Raw genomic sequence first — 2,007 nt, 5'->3', positions numbered from 1 at the left:
GGTTGCACACAGGCGTTGGCGGACAACGACATCACGGTGCTGCTCACGCTGGCCGGCACCCCGGAGGACCGGGCCCGGGTCAGCCGGTACGTCACCGCCGGCCATGTGGACGGCGCCCTGCTGGTGTCCACCCACACCGGCAGTCCGCTGATCGACGAGCTGCGCGCGCAGGAGATCCCGGTTGTCGCATGTGGACGGCCGCTCGGCCACGAGCGGGACGTGGCCTATGTCGCGGCCGACGACCGGGACGGCGCCCGGCAGATGGTCGGCTACCTGGTGTCCCAGGGGTACCGGCGAATCGGGATGATCACCGGCCCGCTGGACACCTCCGGTGGCGTGGACCGGCTGGCCGGCTACCGCGACGTGCTCGGCGACGGCGATCCGGACCTGGTGGTGCCGGCCGACTACACCCAGGCCAGCGGGATGGCGGCGATGGAGGTGCTGCTGGACCGGACCCCCGACGTGGACGCGGTGTTCGTGGCCTCCGACCTGATGGCCGCCGGTGCGCTGGCCGCGCTGCGCCGGGCCGGCCGCCGGGTGCCGGAGGACGTGGCCGTCGCCGGGTTCGACGACTCGCGGATCGCGGCCGCCTGCCACCCGCCGCTGACCACCATCCGCCAGCCGCTGGCGCGGATCAGCACGGAGATGGTGCGGCTGCTGCTGCGGCTGCTCGACGGGGAGGCGAACGCCGCCGTCATCCTGCCGACCGAGCTCGTGATCAGAGAATCGGCCTGATCGTCTGTCCACAGAGGAGTGATCATGCGCAGACGAACCCTGCTGGCAGCCCCGCTCGCCCTCGGCCTCCCGCTCGCCGCAACGGTCCCGGCGCTCGCCGCGCCCGGACCCCGGCTGCGCGGCGTCGACATCTCGTTCACCCTGCAGGAAGAGGCGATCGGCACGGTCTACCGGGACGGTGGCGCGGCCCGGCCGGTGGAGCGGATCCTGGCCGACCGGGGCGCCAACCTGGTGCGGCTGCGGGTCTGGACAGCGCCGCCGCCCGGCTTCAGCGACCTGTCCGCGGCACTGACCCTGGCCCGCCGGGCGCGGGCGGTCGGCATGCGGGTGCTGCTCAACCTGCACTACTCCGACTTCTGGGCCGATCCAGGCAAGCAGCCGACGCCCGCCGCCTGGGCCGGCCAGAACCTGGCCACCCTCGCCGAGACCGTGCGCCGCTACACCCGCGACGCGGTCGCGGCCTTCGCCCGGCAGGGCACGCCCGTGGCGATGATCCAGGTGGGCAACGAGATCACCAGCGGCATGCTGTTCCCGCTCGGCCAGATCTACCGCCCCGACGGCGAACACTGGCCGGAGTTCACCACCCTGCTCAAGGCCGGCATCACCGGCGCACGGGAAGGAAACCCCGCCGGCAACCGGCTGGACGTGATGATCCACATCGACCGCGGCGGCGACAACGGCGGTTCCCGGTACTTCTACGACCACATCCTGGCCCAGGGCGTCCGGTTCGACGTGATCGGCCTGTCCTACTACCCGTTCTGGCACGGCGCCCTGTCCGCGCTCCGGTCCAACCTCAACGACCTGTCCAATCGCTACCGCAAGGATCTGGTCGTCGTGGAAACCGCCTACCCCTGGACCCTCGGCAACGGCGACACTCTGGGAAACTTCATCAACTCACCCAGCCAACTCCCCGACGGCGCCGCGTTCCCCGCCACCCACACCGGCCAGGCCGCCTACTTCGAGGAACTGCGCGCCGTCCTGGCCGCCGTCCCCAACGGCCGCGGCGCCGGCTTCGTCGACTGGTCCCCCGAATGGCTCCCCGGCGTCGGCTGGGCCCCCGGCGAAGGCAACCCCAACGACAACCTCACCATGTTCGACTGGTCCGGCAACGCCCTACCCTCCCTGCGCGCCTTCCGCCCCGGCAACTGACAAAGCCCGAACTGTGGTGGCCGCCGCGCGCAGCGCGGCGGCCACCACAGTTCGGGCTTTGTCAGTTGCCGGGGCGGAAGGCGCGCAGGGAGGGTAGGGCGTTGCCGGACCAGTCGAACATGG

General features: G+C 72.0%; 2 protein-coding genes. Both read left to right on the top strand.

All coding sequences use genetic code 11. The features are described from left to right. Nucleotides 1-735: substrate-binding domain-containing protein (locus tag VFO68_RS02645; protein ID WP_325156507.1), on the top strand; the 735-nt coding region annotated here is incomplete at its 5' end. A gap of 24 nt (nucleotides 736-759) precedes the next feature. Then, complete coding sequence (locus tag VFO68_RS02640) at nucleotides 760-1,884, top strand: glycoside hydrolase family 53 protein (RefSeq protein WP_325156506.1); 1,125 nt, start codon at nucleotides 760-762, stop codon at nucleotides 1,882-1,884. Nucleotides 1,885-2,007 lie beyond the last annotated feature (123 nt).

It is taken from the genome of Actinophytocola sp. (assembly GCF_035712165.1).
Lineage (GTDB): Bacteria > Actinomycetota > Actinomycetes > Mycobacteriales > Pseudonocardiaceae > DASYTH01.
The sequence above is the reverse complement of the archived record's forward strand: the minus strand, read 5'-3'. Positions and strand labels throughout refer to the sequence as shown.

Coding starts and splice junctions, on each gene's coding strand:
- VFO68_RS02640 (WP_325156506.1), top strand. CDS start 760: ATGCGCAGACGAACCCTGCTGGCAGCCCCGCTCGCCCTCGGCCTCCCG.